Source organism: Caballeronia sp. 11_S32, assembly GCF_056930355.1.
The window spans coordinates 863,619-881,148 of record NZ_JBXOWH010000005.1; the positions used below are offsets into that span (position 1 = coordinate 863,619).

At 64.5% G+C, this 17,530-nt stretch carries 13 protein-coding genes and 1 tRNA gene; 7 read left to right on the forward strand and 7 right to left on the reverse strand.

Going from position 1 to position 17,530, the window contains the following annotated elements; genetic code table 11:
- Positions 1-34: 34 nt before the first annotated feature.
- Entirely contained in the window at positions 35-2,089 is a 2,055-nt protein-coding gene (locus tag AC1Z32_RS38480) for an oxidoreductase (protein WP_483484088.1), read from the reverse strand.
- Between the two features lie 96 nt (positions 2,090-2,185).
- On the opposite strand from AC1Z32_RS38480, the gene AC1Z32_RS38485 reads away from it, so the two are divergent.
- Positions 2,186-3,181 carry a LysR family transcriptional regulator gene (locus AC1Z32_RS38485; RefSeq protein WP_483484089.1) on the forward strand — a complete coding sequence of 332 codons (996 nt, stop codon included), beginning with the start codon at positions 2,186-2,188 and terminating at the stop codon, positions 3,179-3,181.
- Here AC1Z32_RS38485 and AC1Z32_RS38490 read toward each other — a convergent pair.
- Positions 3,176-4,378, reverse strand: coding sequence for a mechanosensitive ion channel family protein (locus AC1Z32_RS38490; RefSeq protein ID WP_483484090.1), 1,203 nt, complete (start codon positions 4,376-4,378; stop codon positions 3,176-3,178). The genes AC1Z32_RS38485 and AC1Z32_RS38490 overlap by 6 nt on opposite strands.
- A 175-nt stretch (positions 4,379-4,553) precedes the next feature.
- Between AC1Z32_RS38490 and AC1Z32_RS38495 the strand changes: the two genes are divergently transcribed.
- The 3 genes from AC1Z32_RS38495 to AC1Z32_RS38505 all read left to right on the forward strand — a co-directional run bounded on the left by AC1Z32_RS38495 (position 4,554) and on the right by AC1Z32_RS38505 (position 6,108).
- A tRNA-Leu gene (locus AC1Z32_RS38495) sits at positions 4,554-4,638 on the forward strand.
- Between the two features lie 314 nt (positions 4,639-4,952).
- Positions 4,953-5,678, forward strand: coding sequence for a hypothetical protein (locus tag AC1Z32_RS38500; protein ID WP_483484091.1), 726 nt, complete (start codon positions 4,953-4,955; stop codon positions 5,676-5,678).
- Entirely contained in the window at positions 5,662-6,108 is a 447-nt protein-coding gene (locus AC1Z32_RS38505; RefSeq protein WP_483484092.1) for a DUF4279 domain-containing protein, read from the forward strand. The genes AC1Z32_RS38500 and AC1Z32_RS38505 overlap by 17 nt, the downstream gene beginning before the upstream one ends.
- A gap of 74 nt (positions 6,109-6,182) precedes the next feature.
- Here the strand turns inward: AC1Z32_RS38505 and AC1Z32_RS38510 are convergent, their stop codons facing one another.
- Complete coding sequence (locus AC1Z32_RS38510) at positions 6,183-7,118, reverse strand: LysR family transcriptional regulator (protein ID WP_483484093.1); 936 nt, start codon at positions 7,116-7,118, stop codon at positions 6,183-6,185.
- A 140-nt stretch (positions 7,119-7,258) separates the two neighbouring features.
- On the opposite strand from AC1Z32_RS38510, the gene AC1Z32_RS38515 reads away from it, so the two are divergent.
- Positions 7,259-8,611: an NAD(P)/FAD-dependent oxidoreductase gene (locus AC1Z32_RS38515; protein WP_483484094.1), complete on the forward strand. Its 1,353-nt coding sequence runs from the start codon at positions 7,259-7,261 to the stop codon at positions 8,609-8,611.
- A gap of 6 nt (positions 8,612-8,617) precedes the next feature.
- Here AC1Z32_RS38515 and AC1Z32_RS38520 read toward each other — a convergent pair whose 3' ends face one another.
- The 3 genes from AC1Z32_RS38520 to AC1Z32_RS38530 form a co-directional block, all read right to left on the reverse strand.
- On the reverse strand, positions 8,618-10,021 hold the full coding sequence (locus AC1Z32_RS38520; RefSeq protein ID WP_483484095.1) for an ATP-binding protein: 1,404 nt from the start codon (positions 10,019-10,021) through the stop codon (positions 8,618-8,620).
- Positions 10,018-11,679, reverse strand: a complete 1,662-nt coding sequence (locus tag AC1Z32_RS38525; RefSeq protein WP_483484096.1) for an FAD-dependent oxidoreductase — start codon at positions 11,677-11,679, stop codon at positions 10,018-10,020. Before AC1Z32_RS38525 ends, AC1Z32_RS38520 begins: the two co-directional genes overlap by 4 nt.
- 91 nt (positions 11,680-11,770) lie before the next feature.
- Positions 11,771-13,225 (reverse strand): ATP-binding protein, encoded by a 1,455-nt coding sequence (locus tag AC1Z32_RS38530; protein ID WP_483484097.1) that lies wholly within the window; start codon positions 13,223-13,225, stop codon positions 11,771-11,773.
- A 379-nt stretch (positions 13,226-13,604) separates the two neighbouring features.
- On the opposite strand from AC1Z32_RS38530, the gene AC1Z32_RS38535 reads away from it, so the two are divergent.
- Positions 13,605-14,912, forward strand: coding sequence for a dicarboxylate/amino acid:cation symporter (locus AC1Z32_RS38535; protein ID WP_483484098.1), 1,308 nt, complete (start codon positions 13,605-13,607; stop codon positions 14,910-14,912).
- Between the two features lie 12 nt (positions 14,913-14,924).
- Positions 14,925-15,872 carry an amino acid ABC transporter substrate-binding protein gene (locus AC1Z32_RS38540; protein WP_483484099.1) on the forward strand — a complete coding sequence of 316 codons (948 nt, stop codon included), beginning with the start codon at positions 14,925-14,927 and terminating at the stop codon, positions 15,870-15,872.
- Between the two features lie 22 nt (positions 15,873-15,894).
- Here AC1Z32_RS38540 and AC1Z32_RS38545 read toward each other — a convergent pair whose 3' ends face one another.
- Positions 15,895-17,418, reverse strand: coding sequence for a sensor domain-containing diguanylate cyclase (locus tag AC1Z32_RS38545; protein WP_483484100.1), 1,524 nt, complete (start codon positions 17,416-17,418; stop codon positions 15,895-15,897).
- Positions 17,419-17,530 lie beyond the last annotated feature (112 nt).

The following is a 17,530-nucleotide window of genomic DNA, read 5'->3' on the forward strand; positions in this document are numbered from 1 at the left end:
TCATGTCGTTATGCGGATAGGATGGAACGTGCCCTCACAGCGCCATGCAAAGTCTGTAGGCGTCGTAGATGGCCGTGTGAATGTCGCGCGACGCGCTCGCGTCGCCGATGCGGTACAGATGGAATTGCCCTTCCTCGCCTTCTTGCGCCGCAGGCTGCGGCTTACCCGTGGCGAATGCTTCGAGATCGGTATAGCCGTCGTTGATCGAGTACATGCGCGCCGCCTCGAAGAGATCTTCGACCGCGAGCATGCCGCGCTCGACGACGACATGGTCCGTCTCCATCTCCACGACCTCATTCGTCAGATGATGACGGAAGACCGCGCGGCGCTTGCCGTTATCCGACGTGCTCACTTCGATCAGCTCGATGTTCGTGCGCACCGGCACATTCCAGCGCGCGATGTTGCGCATCCACACCTGATCGTCGCCGCGTCCGCCGGTTTCCTGCGCGGGCATGCTGTCGATGAGCGCGAGCGATACGTCGAGGCCCGCATCGACATAGCGTTCGGCGCAGAGGTACGCGTTGTGACGGCCCGTGCCGTCGTAGACGAGCACGCTGCCCTCGCGCGGCGGCGTTTCCGTGAGCGCGTCGAACACGGACTTGCACTGCTCGCCGCCAGGCAGCGCATCGAGATTCGGCAGACCGCCCGTCGCGATGATAACGACGTCCGCGCCATGATCGAGCACGTCGCTCAATTCCGCGTAGTGGTTGTAGCGCACATCGACGCCGAGCTTGTCGAGCTGCGCGACACGCCAGTCCACGATGCCGATGAGATCGCGCCGCCAGCTTCCCGTCGCCGCGAGCAGCATTTGTCCTCCCGCCGTCGAATTCGCTTCGAGCACGGTGACGTCGTGGCCGCGCGTCGCGCAGATACGTGCCGACTCGAGTCCCGCCGGTCCCGCGCCGACGACCAGCACGCGCTTCTTCTGCGCGGCCTCCGGTATGTCATGCGTGAGATACGTCTCGCGCGATGTCGCCGGATTATGGATGCATGTCGCGCGGAAATTGCGGCAGAACGATGCGCCGACGCACGGCCGCGCCTCGTCCTCCTTTCCCGCTTCGACGAGCTTCACGAGATGCGGCTCCGCGATATGCGCGCGCGTCATGCCGACCATGTCGAGCAAGCCTTCGCGGATCGCATAGCGCGCGGTGGCGAGGTCGGCGATCTTGGCCGCATGAAACACGGGCAGATCGACGGCGCGCTTGAATGCAGCAGCTTTCGGCAGCCACGGCGCGGACGGCACGAACATCCCCGGCATGGAATTCACCGCGAGCGACATCTTCGTGTCCATGCGCCCGAATGTGACATTGAAGAAGTCGAAGAGGCCGGTGTCCTGCAGAATGCGCGACATCTCCAGCCCTTCCTCGAAGCTGCATCCGTCTTCGAGCGCGAAGCGAAAGCCCACGATGAAATCGTCGCCCACCTGCCGGCGAATTTCCTCGTGGACCTCGATCGCGAAGCGTACGCGATTGGCCGTCGAGCCGCCGTATTTGTCGGTGCGCAGGTTGACGGTCGGGTCCATGAACTGACCGATGAGATGCCCGCCCGCATGCGTTTCGATACCATCGAGCCCGCCTTCGCGGCAGCGCTTCGCCGCGAGGCCGAAGTCGCGGATCACGCGTTTGATATCGGCCTCATGAATCGCCTGCGGCACGGCGCGATGCAGCGTTTCGCGCACGGGCGATGGCGCGATCATCGGCAACCAGGGTTCCGTGTACGCATCGCCGCGCCGCCCGAGATGCGTGATCTGGCACATCAGCGCCGCGCCGTGCGTATGCACGCGATCGGAGAAGCGCCGCAGATGCGGCACCACGGCATCGGTCCCGACGTTGATCTGCTGGAACGTGTTCGGACTGTCGAGGCTCACGTTCGACGAGCCGCCGAACATGGTCAGCGCGATACCCCCTTTCGCCTTTTCCTCGTGATACCGTTGATAGACCTCTTGCGGAAATTCATCGCGTGTCAGGCGGCTTGCGTGACTCGTGCTCATCACGCGGTTCCTGAGCACGAGATGCTTGAGGGTGAACGGCTGAAGCAATGGATCCGATGAAGCAGGTGCGGCGGCGCGGTTATCGGTGTCGTGTGTCATGGCCTGCCAGATGAAGTGGGCGTCGGAGCCAAGGTAAGGAGGCCAATATGCGCCGTCAAATTACAAATGGATGCATGCCCCATAACATGGTGTTGTATGAGTCTCCGACTTCCTTCGCTTCAGGCACTGCTGGTCTTCGAAACATCCGCGCGGCTTTTGAGCTTCACCAAGGCGGCCGGCGAGCTCAACGTGACGCCCGTCGCGGTGAGCCGCATGGTGGCGCGGCTCGAAGACGCGCTCGGCTTCAAGCTCTTCGAGCGCACGAAGCTAGGGCTAACCCTGACTGATCGCGGCGCAACATTGCAGCGCGCCGTCGCGTCCGGCTTCGGGCAGATCGGCGATACCATCGACGAACTCAAGCGCGATCACGCGCAAGGCGAGATCGTCACGCTGTCGCTCGCGAGCGGGTTCGCCGCGCTGTGGCTGTTGCCGCGCTATGCCGAGTTTCGCCGTGCGTTTCCTTCCATCAATTTGCGCTTGCAGGTGATGCCCGGGCGCCTGTACGGACCGCTCGAAGATGCGGACCTCGGCATCCGTCTGCATGGGCCCGGCTCGGAGAAAGATCCGCTGCTGATGTGTCCGGAGATCATCGTCCCTATTTGCAGTCCGAACTATCTCGCGGAGTTTGGCCCGCTCGATGCGCCGAAGAGCATCGAAGGTCACGCTTATATTCATCTCGACGTCACCACGCTTTCATGGGCGGATTTTCATCGTGCGACGGGTCTGTCCGATAAAGGCATCGGTGAAGCGGTGCATCACACGGACCCGGGGCTCGCCGTGCAGTGTGCAATGCTCGGCCAGGGCGTCGTGCTCGGCTGGCTGCTTGCAATCGCGGCGCCGCTCAACGAAGGCAAGGTCATTCCGGCGTGGGACTGTTATATCGAAACGGGCTGCAATTACGTGCTCGAACATCGCTCGTCGAATCCTTCGGAGAGCACGCGCGCGGTGGCTCAATGGCTCATCGACGAGATGAAGAAGGAACTCGATGATGCACGGCGCGTGCTCGCTGCGTTGCGAGCGGTGCCGAAGCATCGTGTCGATCAATCCGCGCGACGCGCCGAACCCGCGGTCACGGATTCATCGCCGTCATGATGCCGCGGACGACGACCGCTCTTTCTGCCAGCAACGCAGGCCGAACAGCGGCACGACACCATAGGCGTGATCGAGCATGTCCGAGAGCAGATTCTCGTACCGCTCCCAGCGTATCTCGTTGATATAGACGCAGATCTCCAGCGCGACAACAGGCGCGGCGGACTGCACGTGACGAATCACGAGCGGAAGATCGCGTCGCACGGCGGGATGCTCACGGAAATATCCGCTGAGATAGAGCCGATACAGGCCGAGGTTCGTGCGGCGCTCGCCTTCGGGCGCCGCGAGCGGACGCTCGATCGCATCGCGCAGGCGGGCGAGCAGCGCGTCGTCGGGAAAGCGGATGGTGTCGGCGTCGATGTGAATCGCATGACGCATGCGCCGACCGCCCGACTCGAACATGCCGCGCCAGTTCTTCACGCTGTGCGTCAGAAGGATCTGGCTCGGCAACATCACGATCGTGTTGTCGAAGTTGCGTATTTTGATCGTGTTCAGCGCGATATCGATCACGACGCCATCGGCGACATGCCCCGGCACTTCGATCCAGTCGCCGACGCGCAGCATGTCATAGGCCGCGAGCTGAATGCTGGCGACGAAGCCGAGCAGCGAGTCGCGGAAGATGATGATGAGCAGCGCGGTGATGGCCGACAGGCCCGTCAGCAGATAGAGCGGCGAGCGCTCCAGCAGCAGCGACACCACCGCGATCAGCGCGACCAGATACACGACGATGGTGGCGATTTGCAGAAAGCTCTTGATCGGTCTTTCGCCTGCTGACGGGAAATGACTGTAGCGCTCGTCGATGCTGTCACGCAGCGCGAGCGCCGCGCGCACCAGCGTGTAGACCATGTAGCAGGCCGCGAGAATCGCCAATGGCCGGCCGAGCGCCGGGATCAGCGGAAACGTGAGGCCGGAGAGCATTGGCGCCGACAGGTAGACGATCCCCGCGGGCACGAGCGGCGCGAGCCGGTGAAACACGCGATGGCGCTCCGCCGCGATCAGCCACTTGCGCCCTTCCTTGCGTGCGAGCCGGCTGACGATCATCAGCATGATCGAGCGCGTCGCGTAATAGCAAATCACGCTCGCCAGCAGAATCCCCAGCAGCAGGGCAGCCACCAGCAGGGTCGCGACGGCCCAGCTGTCCGTGGCGACGTGGACTTGCCAGTCCGGTCCGACTTCGAAACGCAAGCTGTTGCCGAACATGGACGCTCCTGATCCGGGCGAACCGATGAGATTATTCAGGCGAATCGGCGGTGACACTTGCTACGCTGGGTATTGTAGTAGCGGCCGTAGTAGCAGCGCCTCGGTCTTCGAAATCGAAGCAATGCACGCGGACCCTTCGCATTTTCCGATTTTCCCGCTACAATGCGGTCCCCTTGCCCAGGTGGCGGAATTGGTAGACGCACTATCTTGAGGGGGTAGCGCCGAGAGGCGTGCGGGTTCGAGTCCCGCCCTGGGCACCAGATACATTTCGAACGTTCACCACGTTCGACTGAAACCCCGACGTCGGAAGGCTGTCGGGGTTTTTTGCGTTTTGCCGATGCGCGTGTTTGAGCGCGCCGGAAGATGGAAGTCGAAGCTCGCCGTGTATCGCGCAGGATGCCGTCCGTGTCGATATGCTTCGCTGTTACGCGGTCAGTGTCGGTTGCTGAGGCGTAACCTGCTGACGGCATCGCACAATCTCCCCCTTATGCTTTGCTATGCTAACTATTTATGTTCGCAAGCGACGAAATGGAGGATGCCAGTGGGCAATGAAGTAAGACTGCGCCGACTATCGTTGACGCTGCGCAAGCGTCGCGATGTGTTCTTTACGAGCCGCGACGCCGAACAGCGAGCCGCCGCGAGCGCGCGAAGCTTCCTGGCCGACAAGTTCAGTTGGTCGCACGATCGGCAGATCATGGCCGAGTTGCGCGATCTGCTCGGCCTGAGTGACGACGACGCTTCCGCTGCGTGGAAGATCGAACGCGCAATTGAGACGGGCGATCTGGTAACGGTTCCGGATCAGCCCGTGAAAGGCACGTCGGTTCATCAGAACGCGGGCGGCGAGCGCCTCGGCCCCAAACCGCGCGAAGTTGTCGCTGCGTTGCCGTTGTTCCGGCGCGCGGCAAGCATCGCGGCCAGCGTGCGTCCGCTTGAACGGCCAAGACTTCCGAGACTGCTCGCCGACGATTTTCCGGCGATCTGGGCCGCCGAGCCCGGCGACGTTCTGCCCGATGGAACGATCGCCACGGCGCTCAGCAGTTCGTTGCTCGATGGTGCACCATTCGAGTATCTGCCCGCCGCGCCCAGTGATCATGTGCTTGAGGTCGCGACCAAGACGAACAACCCGCGCTTTGCGGCCAAGATGCTCGGCTATGACGAAACGACATTCAGCGACATGCTTCACGAGTTCAAGCCCAGGAACGGACTTGGTCCAGCTGACAACGTGATCTTCCATGATGATGGCCGCGTCGAATTCAAGAAGCGAATCCTCGATGACAATATCCATGACTATGCGCCCTGACGCGACCAGCACAATCGCCCCTCACGCCCGCGCACACGCGACGCTCATAATTTCCGGAGGCGCGGCGGACCCCGGTTTTTGGACGACATATTTCAGCGTGACGCCAAGCAGTGTCCGAACAAAGGGACAACCGTATCTCTATCCCTCAGGGAGGCTGAGCACTCGACCGGCGGCGAACGACTTCTGGAGTTTCGAAAGCAAGACCGCCATTCGCAGCGATCAGCTCGCGCCGCATCTGCGCTACATCAAGAGCATGCTTGCGCTACCGCGGCCCGATCTGCGCGAGCTGATTCAAGCACAGAATGCGACGCTGGCGTTATGGTGCTACTTGTATAGAGAGCCCGGCGATAGTGAGCCAGATGTGCCCGCCGACATTCGTGCGATGATGGAGGCGATGGGCGGTACCGTCGAGATCGACGTATACTGGTAGCTCGGGCGGCAGCGAGCCGCTACGCATGGTCCGTGTCCGAGGCTCGTGGGCCGTTCGATCAGAGCGGCCCACCCTCACCGCCCCCGCACCTTCCGCTTCTCTCCCGCCGCCCCCACCTCAGCCCCCGACTGCACCAGAAACTCCCGAAACGCATTCGCCACCTGCGGCAAGCGCCGCTCCGACATATGCACGACATGCCACGACCGCTCGATCGGTGTCGACGGCACGGGCAGCGTCGCGAGCAGTCCCGCCTGCATCTCCAGCGCGCACGCGTGCAGCGAAAGAAACGCCACGCCGAGCCCCGCTTCGACGAGCTGCTTGATCGCTTCATTGCTCGACAGCTCCGACGCCGCGTGCAGCTTCAATCCCGCCTCCTTGAACAGCCCCTCGATGGCGACGCGCGTGCCCGAGCCGCGCTCCCTGACGAGCAGGTTCGCCGCTTCGAGATCGGTCAGGTGCAGGCGCTTCGCGTGCATGAGCGGATGCGACGGCGCCGCGACGAACGCCATCGGGTGCTTCGCGAATGCCGCCGCGCTCGTGCGCAGCTCGCGCGGTTGCCGTCCCATGATCGCGAGATCGATTTCGTTCGTCGCGAGCATGCGCACGATGTCATCGCGATTGCCGATGCGAAACTGCAGCTTCACGCCCGGTCTTTGCTTCGTGAATCTCACAAGGAGCGGCGGAACGAGATATTCCGCCGTTGTGATCGCGCCGATGCGCAGCGTGCCGCCCAGCTCGCCGCGCAGCGCCGCCACTTCCTCGCCGGCCTCGTTCCAGAGGCTCAGGATCTCGTTCGCATAACGCGCCATTACCTCGCCCGCTGCCGTGAGCTGAACCTCGCGCCCCACGCGCCGCAACAGCGGCGTGCCCGCCGCCTCGCCCAGAAGCGAAATCTGCAGGGACACCGCCGGCTGCGTGAGATGCAACTCCACGGCCGCGCCCGAAATGCTGCCCACGCGCGCAACAGTCTGCAGCGTCCTCAATTGCCGGAAGGTCGTTGTCTTTAACATTAGTGAAAACTTATGAGTCGGCGATAAATACTAAATAGCGCAAATGTTTTCGCGACCTTATATTTTTTCCAACGAGGTCGTCAAGCGAGGCCGCTGCGACACAAACGCATTCAATCGATGAAGCACCACCCGGGAGAACCATGATGTTGAATCCTTACGCGCAACACCAGGTTGATTCGCCCCACCGCATCGTCATCGTGGGCGGCGGCGCCGCCGGGCTCGAGCTCGCCACGCGCCTCGGCAATGGCGTCGGCAAGCGCCGCCGGGCCGAGGTGACCCTCATCGACCGCTTCCCGACGCACTTCTGGAAGCCGCTCCTGCACGAAGTCGCGTCAGGCCAGATCGACGCATCGAGCCATCAGATCGACTACGCCGCTCACGCGAAGTGGAACCACTTCCGCTTCGAGCAGGGCGCGCTTTCGGGCATCGACCGGGGGCGCCGCGAGATCGTCATCGACGAGACGACCGACATCGACGGTCGCCCGCTCCTGCCGAAGAGAACGCTCGCATTCGATACGCTCGTGCTCGCGCTCGGCAGCGTCACGAACTTCTTCTCCATTCCCGGCGCCGAACAGCACGCGCTGACGCTGGAGACCGTGGAACAGGCGGAGACCTTCAGGCGGCGTCTGCTGTCGAGCCTGCTGCGCTCGGGCCACGCGCGGCAAGCGGCGCCCGGCGCCGCCAAGACGCCGGTTTCGGTGACGGTGATCGGCGGCGGCGCGACCGGCGTCGAACTGGCCGCCGCGCTGCGCGGCTCGGCGGAAATGCTGCGCGACTATCACCTTGCGTCGCTCGATCCGGCGGACGACATCCGCATTCGTCTGCTGGAAGGTGCGCCGCGCGTGCTGCCCGCGCTGCCCGAGCGCATCTCCGCGCGCGCTCAGGACGTGCTCGCGGGCCTCGGCGTCGAAGTCCGGCTCGGCTGCCGCGTGCAGTCGGTCGACGCGAACGCCGTCGCGACAGCCGACGGCGAAACGCTCGCGAGCGATATCACCATCTGGGCCGCTGGCGTGGAAGGGCCGGCCGTGCTGCGCACGCTCGAAGGATTGCCGTTGAACCGGCTCGGGCAGGTCATCGTCGACGGAACGCTGCAGGTGGGGCCAGACTCGGGCATCTACGCGATGGGCGACTGCGCCGCGTGCGCCGCATCGAAGGGCGACGCGCTCGTGCCGCCGCGCGCGCAGGCGGCTTACCAGCAGGCCGTCTATCTCGCCGATGCCCTCGCGCGCCGTCTCGACGCCCGCGCCGTGCCGCTCTTCGCCTACCGCGATCAGGGCACGCTGATTTCCTTCGGACGCGCGGGCGCGGCGGGCGCCCTGATGAGCGAGCTGCTGCGCCGGCCGCTCTTCATCGACGGATGGTTCGCGGCGTCGTGCTACCGGCACCTGTATCGCAGGCACATCATGGGGCTCACGGGCGTCAAGCGCGCGGTGATGTACGCCGCGAGCCAATGGCTGCGCGAGCGTGTGCGGCCCACGGTGAAGCTGAACTGAACGCCGTCAACGCGCCGCCGCATGCCGATGCGCGAGCGGCAGGCGCACCTGGAAGGTGGTGCCGCGATCGTTGGCCACGACATTGAGTCTGCCGTCGTGCCGATGCACCACCGTCCGGTACGCGATGTGCAGCCCGAGGCCGTTGCCCTTGCCGGGCGGCTTCGTCGTGAAGAACGGCTCGAAGAGACGCGGCAGGATATCCGCCGGAATGCCGTGCCCGGTGTCCGAGACTTCGATCACCGCGCAGTCGCCTTCGCGATGCGAGCGGATCGTGAGCTCGCCGCTTTCTTCCATCGCGTCGACGGCGTTGTCGATCAGATTGGTCCACACCTGATTGAGCTCGCTGCCGTAGACCGGCACCGGCGGCAGCGCGCGGTCGTAGTCCCTTCTCACGACGATGCCGTGCTTCAGCCGGTGCTGCATGATGGTCAGCGTATCTTCGATGCCGTTGTGGATGTCCACTTCCTGCAGCGGCGCCTGGTCCATGTAGGAATACGACTTCATCGCCTTCACGATCTCCGAGATGCGCCCGGCGCCGAGCCACGTCTGCTCGGACAGAAAGCGCATTTCGACGGTCGCGGCAAGCCAGCGGATGGCCGCGCCGAACTGCTCGGGGTTCACGCGCGGCGTCAGGGACTCGAGTTCGTCCGGCGCGAAGCCGGCCGCCACGAGCCGCGGCGCGATGAGCCAGGGCTTGTCCGTTCCGTGCGACGAAAGCCACTGCGCGAAGCGCTCTTCCGCTTCGCTCTGCCGCAACGCGCCCTGCGGCGTGGCATCGATGGCGGGCGGCGCGCGGCTCGCCCATGCGTCGAGCGTGTCCATGACATCGGCGGGCATCGCGCAAAGCACGAGCGAGCGTGTCGCGCGATGCAGGCTGTCTAGCGCATCGCGCATGCCGTCCGCCGCGCGCGCGACGGCCGCAGCCGGATTGTTCAGTTCATGCGCAAGCCCCGCCGACAGCCGTCCCAGCGCGGCCAGCTTCTCGCCGCTGAGAATGAAGGAGTCGTAGGCGCTGATGCGGCCGTACATCGAACGGAAAATCTGCTTGCCAAACGACTCGCACTCGCTCAAGAGCTTGCGCACGACGCTCTCGGGCAGCGAGACCAGATAGCAATCCGTGTTCGCGCTGAAGGTCAGCGGCAGCGGCATGCCCGAGAGCAGCGACGCCTCCGCGACCGAAACTGGCGCGGCGCGCGTGTCGTCGATCACCTGACGGCCCGCGACGAGCTTTTCCGTCAGCAGCTCGCCTTCGAGCAGGATGAACTGATGCGTGACCATCTGCCCTTCGTGCAGCAGGACCTCGCCCTTCTTCAGGCGATGCTCGGTCAGACTCGCGACGAGCCATTGCTTGCACTCGTCGGACAGGCCCGCGAAGAGCGGGATCTCGAAGAGCATCGACGGAGCGCTCATGGGTTCGCGAGATATTGATGAATGAAGTGCACCGCGATCGAGCCTTCGCCGACCGCCGCCGCCACACGTTTGACCGAATCGGCGCGCACGTCGCCCGCCGCGAAGATGCCGGGCACGCTCGTTTCGAGCAGGAACGGATCGCGTCCGGGCTCCCATCCCGCCGGCGCGCGGCCGCCCTTGATGAGCGCGCGGCCCGTCAGCAGGAAGCCGTGCTCGTCGCGCTCGACCACGCCGCGCAGCCACTCCGTGCACGGCGCCGCGCCGATGAACACGAAAAGCCCGCTCGCCGGAACGGTTTCCGAACGGCCGGTCTGCAAGTCGCGCAACGTGATCTCCGCGAGATGGCCCTCGCCGCTCACGCTCTCGACCTCCGTATGCGGCCGCACGCGGATGTTCTCCGTCTCGTGAATCTGCTCGACGAGATAGTGCGACATGCCCACGCTCAGCGACGAACCGCGGCACAGGATCGTGACCGAACGCGCGTACTTCGACAGAAACATCGCGCCCTGGCCGGCCGAATTCGCGCCGCCCACGATAAACAAATCCTGATTCGAGCAGGCGACCGCCTCGACCAGCGCCGCGCCGTAATACACCCCGGCGCCCGTGAGCTCCTGCATGCCGCGCGCTTCCAGCTTGCGATACGACACGCCGCTCGCGACCATCAGCGCGAGGCAGCTCACCTCCGATCCATCGGAGAGCCGGACGAACTTGTACGGCGGCTCGATGCGCAGCCCCACCGCGTGCTGCGTGAGAATCATCTCGGCGCCGAAGCGCCGCGCCTGCGCGAGCGCGCGCCGCGACAGATCCGCGCCGCTCACGCCGGAAGGAAAGCCGAGATAGTTGTCGATGTGCGAGCTCGTGCCCGCCTGCCCGCCGGGCGCATCGCATTCGATGATCGCGACATGCAGCCCTTCCGATGCCCCATACACCGCCGCCGCCAGCCCGGCCGGCCCGCCGCCGACGATGACGAGATCGTAGAACGGCGTCGTCGAGCGCGTGTGCAGCCCGACTTTCTCGGCGATCTGCGCGATCGTCGGACGGCTTTGCACGGTGCCGTCCTCGAACACCACGACTGGTAACTGGCGCTGCCCCGGCGCGAGCGCGCTCAGGAGCGGATCGGCCTCGCCGTGCCGCTCGACGTCTAGCCAGCGAAATGGAATGTGATTGCGCGCCATGAAATCGCGCAACTGGTGCCCCTGCGGCGACCAGCGGTGATCGAGAATGCGGATGCCCTGAAATGCCGAACGCGACGACGCATGCCAGTCCGCGAGCAGATCGTCGAGCGCCGGATAGAAGTTCTGCTCGGGCGGATGCCAGGGCTTGAGCAGGTATTGATCGAGATGCACCGTGTTGATCGCGCGGATGGCGGCATCGGTGTCGGCGTAAGCGGTCAGCAGCACGCGCTTGGCTTCGGGAAACAGTTCGATGGCCTGCTCGAGAAACTCGATGCCGCTCATCTTCGGCATGCGCTGATCCGCGATGAACAGCGCCACCGAGCGGTTCTGCAGGCGCAAGTGCTGCGCCGCCTCCAGCGCCGCCGGCCCCGAGTCCATGCGCACGATCTGGTAATGCTCGCCATACGCGACCTGCAGATCACGCGCGACCGCGCCGGCCACGATCGGGTCGTCGTCCACGGCGAGGATCACGGGCTTGTCCATGATGGTTTAAGGCGCCCATGCCTGCGGGCGCGGCATCCGTTGCAGACATTGTAGACGCTGCGGCGGCAAGGTTTCGCGCGGCTTGCATTCATTACAGGACCGGGCCCGCAAGCGGCGCTACGTCATGCGTTACGCCGTGCCTGCCCGCGAGCGGCAGCGTCACCCGAAAGACCGTTCCGTTCGCATCCGATCGCACGCCGATCGTTCCGCCGTGCCGGTTCACCACGATGCGGTACGCGATATGCAGGCCGAGCCCCATGCTCGGGCCCTGCGCGTGCGGCCCGCGCTTCGACGTGTAGAAGGGTTCGAACACGTGCTCCACGGCATCCGCCGGAATGCCCGGGCCGCTGTCCGCGATCTCGACGACAGCATCGGCGCCGTCGCGGTGCGTGCGGATTGCGATATGGCCCCGGCCTTCCATCGCCTCGATTGCATTCTCGATGATGCTCGTCCACACCTGGTTGAGCTCGCTTCCGTACGCCTGAAGCCGCGGCAGGCTGCGATCGTAGTCGCGCGCGAGCTCGATGCCGCGCTTCGTCTCGTGCGTCATCACCATCAGCGTGTCGTCGATGCCGTCGTGAAGATCGATCTCCTGCTGCGGGCCCTGATCCATGAACGAATAGGATTTCATCGCCGTCACGATTCCGGAGATGCGCTGCGCGCCCTGCATCGCGTCGTCCATGACCGCGCGAAGATCGAGCCCGCGCGCGATCCAGCCGATGGCCGCATCGAGCTGGCCGGCGCTCAGCTCGTCGGCGAAAGGCGCGAGGTCATCAGCCGCGACGCCGTGCGCCGCGAGCACCGGCGCGATCCGCCACGGCTTCGCGACGCCGCGCGCGCCGAGCCAGTCGGCCAGCCGCGACTCGCGCTCGCTTTGCGCGAAGGAAGCCGCTGCATCGGCGCGTTCGTTCGATGCCTTGCCCGCCGCAAGCGCAGTGAGCCGGCCGAGCGCGCCTTCCGGCACCGCGTGGCGGCCGAGCGCGAGCGCCGAGCCTTCGAGCGCGTCGAGCTCCTTGCGCATGTACTGGAGCCCGCTCGCCAATGCCGATGCCGGATTGTTCAACTCATGCGCGAGCCCCGCCGCGAGCTTGCCCAGCGCGGCGAGCCGGCTTCGATTGAGCGCCGCCGTTTCGAGCGCCGTGAGCCAGTCGGTCATCACGCGCGCCACGGCCTGGCTGAACGAGCCGCATGAAACGAAAAGTTCACGAAACGCGGCTTCCGGCAAGTGCGCGAGCAGGCACTCGCTCTTCGCGGTGAGCGTCACCGGATAGGGGATCGACGCCATCACGCTCGGCGTGCCGAACGCCTCAGGCCCGCTGTAGCCCTCGACGTAGCGCTCCTCAGCGCTCTGACCGCCCGCGCTTTGCGTGGCGTCGACTTCGCCGTCGAGAAGGACGATCAGGCTCGCGGGCATGTCGCCTTCGCGCAGCAGCACGTCGCCGGCCGCGATGGAGAACTCTGTCACGCGCTCACTCAGCCATTCCAGACGATCGCGCGGCAGATCGGCAAATATGCGGATTCGGGCGAGCCTGTCGAGTTCGATCATGGTTCTCTCCGGCCATCCTCGAGGACGTGGCACGCGCCTCGCTACCGCCGCAATGAAAGAATCGCTTCATTCGTTGCGCGTTCGAACCTGTCGATTCAGTTTAGGCAATTCGCGCGCTGCATTCGAAGCAAGCGAGTCCGGCAACGCACGCATGACAGCGCTTCACATTCCCGGCAACGGCGAAAGGCTTATGATGGACACCTGTCACCCGTCCTCATCCATGTTCGCATCGGAGGGATACGCGCCGCGCTCAGCGAAGATCGGAGGGCAACGTTACCATCTGAAGATTCGCGGGCAATCGCCGTCCCGTCTTGCATCGCCTGTTGCATCCGCAAGTTGAAGTGCAATCGTTCGATACGCAGTCAATGGAGGCCTGGAGATGAACAAGAAGAATTCCGCAGCCATCTGGATTCTGGTCGCAATGGTCGTCGGCATCCTGGTCGGCTACATGATCTTCACGAGCTTTCCCGACAAGAAATCCGCCACCGAGATAGCCGGTTACATTTCGCTCGTGTCCGATGTCTTTCTGCGGCTCATCAAGATGCTGATCGGGCCGCTCGTGTTTTCCACTCTGGTCGTCGGCATTGCGCACATGGGCGACGCGGCCTCGGTCGGACGCGTGTTCGCCAAGGCGCTCGGCTGGTTCATCACTGCTTCGCTCATTTCGCTGCTGCTCGGGCTGGTGATGTCCAACCTGCTCAAGCCCGGCGACAACCTCGGATTGCCGCTGCCCGACATCGGCGCGTCGGCGAATCTCGCGACATCGAAATTCACGCTGAAGGATTTCGTGAGCCACATGGTGCCGCGTTCGTTCGCCGAAGCGATGACCAACAACGAGATCCTGCAGATCGTCGTGTTCTCGATGTTCTTCGGTGTCGCGCTCGCCGCGCTCGGTGACAAAGGCAAGATCCTGCTCGGCGCGATCGATCAGCTTTCGCATGTGATGCTCAAGATCACCGGCTACGTGATGAAGCTCGCGCCGCTGGCCGTGTTCGCCGCGATGGCCGCCACCGTCGCGGTCAACGGGCTGACGATCCTGCTCAAGTTCGCCGTCTTCATGGCCGACTTCTATCTCAGCCTGTTTCTGCTGTGGGGCCTGCTCGTGCTTGCCGGCTACCTGTTTCTCCGGCGGCGCGTCTTCCGGCTGCTGTCGCTCATCAAGGAAGCGTTCATGCTTTCGTTCGCGACCGCCAGTTCCGAAGCCGCGTATCCGAAGATTCTCGACGCGCTCGACCGCTTCGGCGTGAAGCGCAAGATATCCAGCTTCGTGATGCCGATGGGCTATTCGTTCAACCTCGACGGCTCGATGATGTACTGCACGTTCGCGACGCTTTTCATCGCGCAGGCGTACAACATCCATCTGCCGATCAGCACGCAGATCACGATGCTGCTGATCCTGATGCTGACGTCGAAGGGCATGGCCGGCGTGCCGCGCGCGTCGCTGGTCGTGATCGCGGCCACGCTGAATCACTTCAATATTCCCGAGGCGGGCCTGCTGCTGATCCTCGGCGTCGATACCTTCCTCGACATGGGCCGTTCCGCGACGAATGCGGTGGGCAATTCGATCGCGAGCGCGGTGGTCGCCAAGTGGGAAGGCGAGTTGCTGTCGGAATCGGAAGCGGCGGCGAATGCGGCGCGCATCGAGGCCGAACAGGAAGCGTCGCTGGCGCATCCGGCGCAAGTCTGACGGAGGCGAGCCATGAAGACGCAGCGCTTCTGGGCGGCGCTGGCTGTGGCCAGCCTGATCGCCACGGCCTTCGGCGCGCGCGCGGCCGATGACGTGCAGACACCGCCGCCGAACAACGACGCCTACTCCCCCGCGACGCTCACCGGCACGCTCGCGAAAGCGCGTGACACGGGCACGATCGCGCTCGGCTACCGCGACGCCTCGGTGCCCTTCTCGTATCTCAGTGCGCGCAAGGAGCCCATCGGCTATTCGATCGAGCTGTGCAAGTCGCTCGTCGCCGCGATCGGCAACGCGATCCACAAGAGCCTGAATATTCAGTGGGTTCACGTCACGCCGGAAGATCGCATCGATGCGGTCGTCGATGGAAAGGTCGATCTCGAATGCGGCTCGACCACGAGCAACGTCGAGCGTCAGAAGCGCGTGGCCTTCTCGCCGATCATCTTCGTGGCCGGCACGAAGGTGATGGTGAAACGAGGCTCGCCGATCCGCTCGTTTCGCGATCTGGCGGGCAAGACGGTCGCGGTGACGGCGGGCACCACGAATGAGAAAGCCTTGCGCGATCTCGACAGGAAGTTCGCGCTCGGCATGCGCTTGCAGGTCGTGCCGGACCATGCGGATGGCTTCGCGCGCGTGGCCAACGGCCAGGCCGATGCATTCGCCACCGATGATGTGCTGCTGTACGGCCTCATCGCCGAAAACGCGGCGAAAGGCGGCGCGTATCAGGTCGTGGGCGATTACCTGTCATATGACCCATACGGCATCATGTTCCGCAAGAACGATCCGCAGCTCGCGCAGGTGGTGAGGGACACGTTCCAGGAACTCGCCGCCGATGGCGAGATCGAGCGGCAATACAAGCGCTGGTTCCTGCAGCGTCTGCCGTCCGGGAAGAGCCTCGACATGCCGATGAGCGCGCAGCTCGAAAGCATCATCGAGACGATGGCGGGCGGCGAGGCTCAGTGAGTGCAGGCGCGCAACCGGCAGTTCAAACGGCGCCAGCCTGCATGACCCGGTTTCGTCCGGATGCCTTCGCATCGTAGAGCGCTTCGTCGGCGGCGCGGATGAGCGTGCTCACGTCGTCGTCACGTTCGGGACGCCAGCTCGCGAGACCGATGCTCGCCGTCACACGGCCGAACTCGCTGCCCGCGTGCTCGATCGACAGATCGCTGATGGCCGCGCGAATCCGCTCCGCGATGCGCGCCGCGCCTTCGGTCGGTGTATCGGGCAGCACGACGACGAACTCCTCGCCGCCATAGCGCGCCGCGGTGTCGGCGGGGCGGCGGATGTTGTCGCCGATGCAGCGCGCGACGGCCGCGAGCGCGTCGTCGCCGGCCTGATGGCCGTAGGCATCGTTGAAGGCCTTGAAGCGGTCGATATCGACGAAGAGCAGAGAAAAGAGACTGCGCGTGCGGCGCGCCCTGCGCCACTCCTGATCGAGAATCTCGCCAAGCGTGCGGCGGTTGTGCAGCCCGGTCAGTCCGTCGGTGCGCGCGAGCAGTTGCAGTTCCGACTCGGCGCGCATGCGCCGCCGGAACTGCGCGGCAAGTACGAACGACAGGATGATGAAGCCGATCGCGAGCACGCCCATCGACGAACCGATGATGACCGCGCGCCGATGCCACGCCGCATAGACGTCTTCTTCGCCCTCGGCCACCATGATGATGAGCGGCAGCTTCGGGAAATTGCGGAAATAGTAGAGGCGGCGCCTGCCGTCGAGCGAGGATTTCTCGCTGAAGCTACCCTGCGCGGCCGCGCGAAAGCGCTTGTAGGTGTCGGCATGGCTGATGTCGCGGCCGATCACCTGCGCATCGAAGGGTTGACGCATGATCATCATGCCGTCCTGGCTGATCAGCGACACGGCGCCGTGCGGCCCGAGCGAAAGTCCCGCGAAGAGGGTGCGGAAGTATTCGAGGTTGATCGCGAGCATCGCAACGCCCGCGAACGATCCATCGGGATTCGATAGCCTGCGGCTGAGCGCGATGCTGGGTGCCCCGCCTCGCAGCCGCGACGCGAACGGGCTGCTGATGAAGAGCCCGGTGTCGGGATGATCGCGCTGAACGGTGAAATAACGCCGGTCCGCGAAGTTGCCCGGGCGCGGCACGATGCTGCCGGAATCGATGACGATGTTGCCGTTCGTGTCGAGCACGAGAATCGATCCGAGATCGCGCGCAGTGGCTGCCCGGTCGAACAGCACGTCGTTGCGTAATCGCGGCGGTAGCGCGCTGACATCGGCACTTTGCACGCCTTCGACGACGGCTTGCAGGGAGAGTTCGTATAGCTCGAAATTGCGTTCGATGTCCCGCTCGGCGAGCAAGGCGAGATTGCGCGACGTGTCGCGCGCGCGATCGAGCGCGTCGAGCCTGCCTTGATAAAGCACCAGCGCGCACAGTCCGACCATCGCGAGCGCGATGACGGTCCCGCATAGCACGATGATGTTCGGCGCGGATAGGCGCGGACGCGATGGCGCCGGCGCGTTCAGACTCGGGTTTCGGATATTGTCGGTGGCCACTATTTGGAGATCCCGGAATGCTGGCTCGCGAGTTTATCTTTGCTCTGCATGGTCCTCGGTCAGCGAGCTCGGACGATATTCTCTCCTATTTGTCTGATTTGGGTTGGAGGGG

Bases quoted from the DNA above. Each gene is read 5' to 3' on its own strand.
- AC1Z32_RS38515 (WP_483484094.1), top strand. From the start codon at position 7,259: ATGATGTTGAATCCTTACGCGCAACACCAGGTTGATTCGCCCCACCGC.
- AC1Z32_RS38490 (WP_483484090.1), bottom strand. From the start codon at position 4,378: ATGTTCGGCAACAGCTTGCGTTTCGAAGTCGGACCGGACTGGCAAGTC.
- AC1Z32_RS38540 (WP_483484099.1), top strand. From the start codon at position 14,925: ATGAAGACGCAGCGCTTCTGGGCGGCGCTGGCTGTGGCCAGCCTGATC.
- AC1Z32_RS38505 (WP_483484092.1), top strand. From the start codon at position 5,662: ATGACTATGCGCCCTGACGCGACCAGCACAATCGCCCCTCACGCCCGC.
- AC1Z32_RS38510 (WP_483484093.1), bottom strand. From the start codon at position 7,118: ATGTTAAAGACAACGACCTTCCGGCAATTGAGGACGCTGCAGACTGTT.
- AC1Z32_RS38535 (WP_483484098.1), top strand. From the start codon at position 13,605: ATGAACAAGAAGAATTCCGCAGCCATCTGGATTCTGGTCGCAATGGTC.
- AC1Z32_RS38485 (WP_483484089.1), top strand. From the start codon at position 2,186: ATGAGTCTCCGACTTCCTTCGCTTCAGGCACTGCTGGTCTTCGAAACA.
- AC1Z32_RS38480 (WP_483484088.1), bottom strand. From the start codon at position 2,089: ATGACACACGACACCGATAACCGCGCCGCCGCACCTGCTTCATCGGAT.
- AC1Z32_RS38530 (WP_483484097.1), bottom strand. From the start codon at position 13,225: ATGATCGAACTCGACAGGCTCGCCCGAATCCGCATATTTGCCGATCTG.
- AC1Z32_RS38525 (WP_483484096.1), bottom strand. From the start codon at position 11,679: ATGGACAAGCCCGTGATCCTCGCCGTGGACGACGACCCGATCGTGGCC.
- AC1Z32_RS38520 (WP_483484095.1), bottom strand. From the start codon at position 10,021: ATGAGCGCTCCGTCGATGCTCTTCGAGATCCCGCTCTTCGCGGGCCTG.